At 64.6% G+C, this 2,014-nt stretch carries 2 protein-coding genes; both read left to right on the top strand.

Annotated features, from left to right (window positions below; all coding sequences use genetic code 11):
• The first annotated feature begins 345 nt into the window (after positions 1 to 345).
• Entirely contained in the window at positions 346 to 1,158 is an 813-nt protein-coding gene (locus ACRDUX_RS41305; protein ID WP_526423433.1) for an SDR family NAD(P)-dependent oxidoreductase, read from the top strand.
• A 43-nt stretch (positions 1,159 to 1,201) separates the two neighbouring features.
• On the top strand, positions 1,202 to 2,014 hold an 813-nt coding region (locus tag ACRDUX_RS41300), incomplete at its 3' end, for an ABC transporter permease (RefSeq protein WP_526423431.1).

Raw genomic sequence — 2,014 nt, 5'->3', positions numbered from 1 at the left:
GTGCCTGAGCGGGGACGGCTGAACTCGGCAGGCGCCGTCTGCGAGCGGTCGCCGGCGATGTGCGCACCGTAGCACGAAAGCTGCAGTCCGGCTGCGTGTTTGGGTCCACCCGGCGGTGCGATGAAGCGGTGGTGTGGAACAGGGTGGTGGCGTACCCGGTCTGGACACCGCCCTCGGTGAGGAAGCCGTCGCCGCCGAGGGATCGTCGTGATGGCAGTCACAAATGATGGGTCGGAGTCATTGACATCACGCCGACGGTCTCGCACACTAAGCTGATAGTTGAGTCGGCACTGCCTAAATATGCAGTAGGCGAGCTGGACGGGTCGTGTTTCCAAAGGAGTAGCAATGCCCCCGAATGACATCGCCTCTGCCCTCTATCTGGGTCACTTCACCGGGCGTCGGGTGGCGGTGACGGGGGCCGCGGGCGGTATCGGGCACGCCATCGCCCGAGGATTCGCCGAGTCCGGGGCATCGGTGTTCCTGCTCGACCGTGACGAGCACGTCATGGAGTCTGCAGCGGAACTGTCCGGCGCCGGGTTCGAGGCGCACGGCGTGCAGGCCGACGTCACCGACGAATCGCAGATGGTGAGCGCGTTCGCGACGATCGACAGGACCTGGGGATCCCTTGACACGCTGGTCAACAACGCGGGCATCATCACCATCAACGATCTCGAGAACACCAGCGTCGCCGACTTCAAGCGGGTGCTCGACGTCAACACGACCGCCATGTTCCTTGCGACGCGGGAGGCGGCGCCGCTGCTCCGGGCGGCGGGCGGGGGCAGCGTGCTCAACGCCGCGAGCGGACAAGCGCGGCAGGGCTTCATCTATACCCCCGGCTATGCCGCAAGCAAGTTCGGCGTGATGGGACTGACCCAGTCACTGGCGAAGGAACTCGCGAAGGACAACATCCGGGTCAACGCCTACTGCCCGGGAATCGTCCGGACCGAGATGTGGGAGTACAACGACCGCGAGTGGGGTTCTCGGCTCGGCGACTACAAGCCAGGAGAACTGATCGACGAGTGGATAGCGAACATCCCGCTGGGTCGGGCGGCAAGTCACTCCGACGTTGCGAACCTGCTGCTCTTCCTGGCTTCGGATGCCGCCACGTACATCACCGGCCAAGCGATCAACATCGACGGCGGGATGTTCATGAACTAGGTCGTCAGTACCGCCAAGTCCACGACGCTGAATCGGAGTAAACATGGCAATTTCAACCGCGACGCCCGCGGCCGTCGGTGACGAGCCGCAGGGCATTCGTCAACTCACCAGCAGGGCCTTCGCCGGTTCCGGAGGGGCGTTCGTAGGACTTCTCCTCCTGATCGTCGCCCTGTCGGTGACGGCGCCAAACTTCCTGACACCGCGCAACTTCACCAACATCGTCGACCAGGTGACCGTTCTTGGCATCCTCGCACTCGGCGCCACCTTCGTGATCATCATCGGTGGCATCGATCTGTCCGTCGGCGCCGTTCTCGCACTCTCGGCGATGACCATGGGTTGGCTCTCCCACCAGGGCGGCGTTCCACTACCGATCGCGATGCTCGCCGCAATCGTCGTCGGCGGACTGGCCGGCTTCGTCAACGGCGTCGGCGTCACCGTGTTCAGGTTGCCCGCGTTCATCGCAACGCTGGCCATGATGTCGGTTGCGCGTGGCCTTGGGAACCTGATCACCGATGGTCAGCAGATCGTCGGCTATCCCGAATGGTTCTACAAGCTCTCCACCGCAAGGTATTTCGGATTCATCAGCGTCACCGTCGCGGTATTGGTGGCGCTCTACGTCGCCGGTTGGGCCTTCCTGCGCTACCGCCGGGCGGGCCGCTCCCTGTATGCAATCGGTGGCGGGCACGAGGTGGCTCGCCTGGCCGGCATCAGGGTCCGATCGACCACCACGGCGGTGTACGTCGTCGCAGGGCTGCTGGCAGGCGTCGGCGCGATCGTGCTGTCCTCGCGGCTGGATGCCTCCGCACCGAGCGCCGCCACCGGCTACGAACTCGACGTCATCGCGGCAGTGGTGATC

Origin of the sequence: Mycobacterium sp. (assembly GCF_050701675.1) — a bacterium.
Lineage (GTDB): Bacteria > Actinomycetota > Actinomycetes > Mycobacteriales > Mycobacteriaceae > Mycobacterium.
Note: the sequence above shows the minus strand (reverse complement) of the source record. Positions and strands in the feature narration are given on the sequence as shown.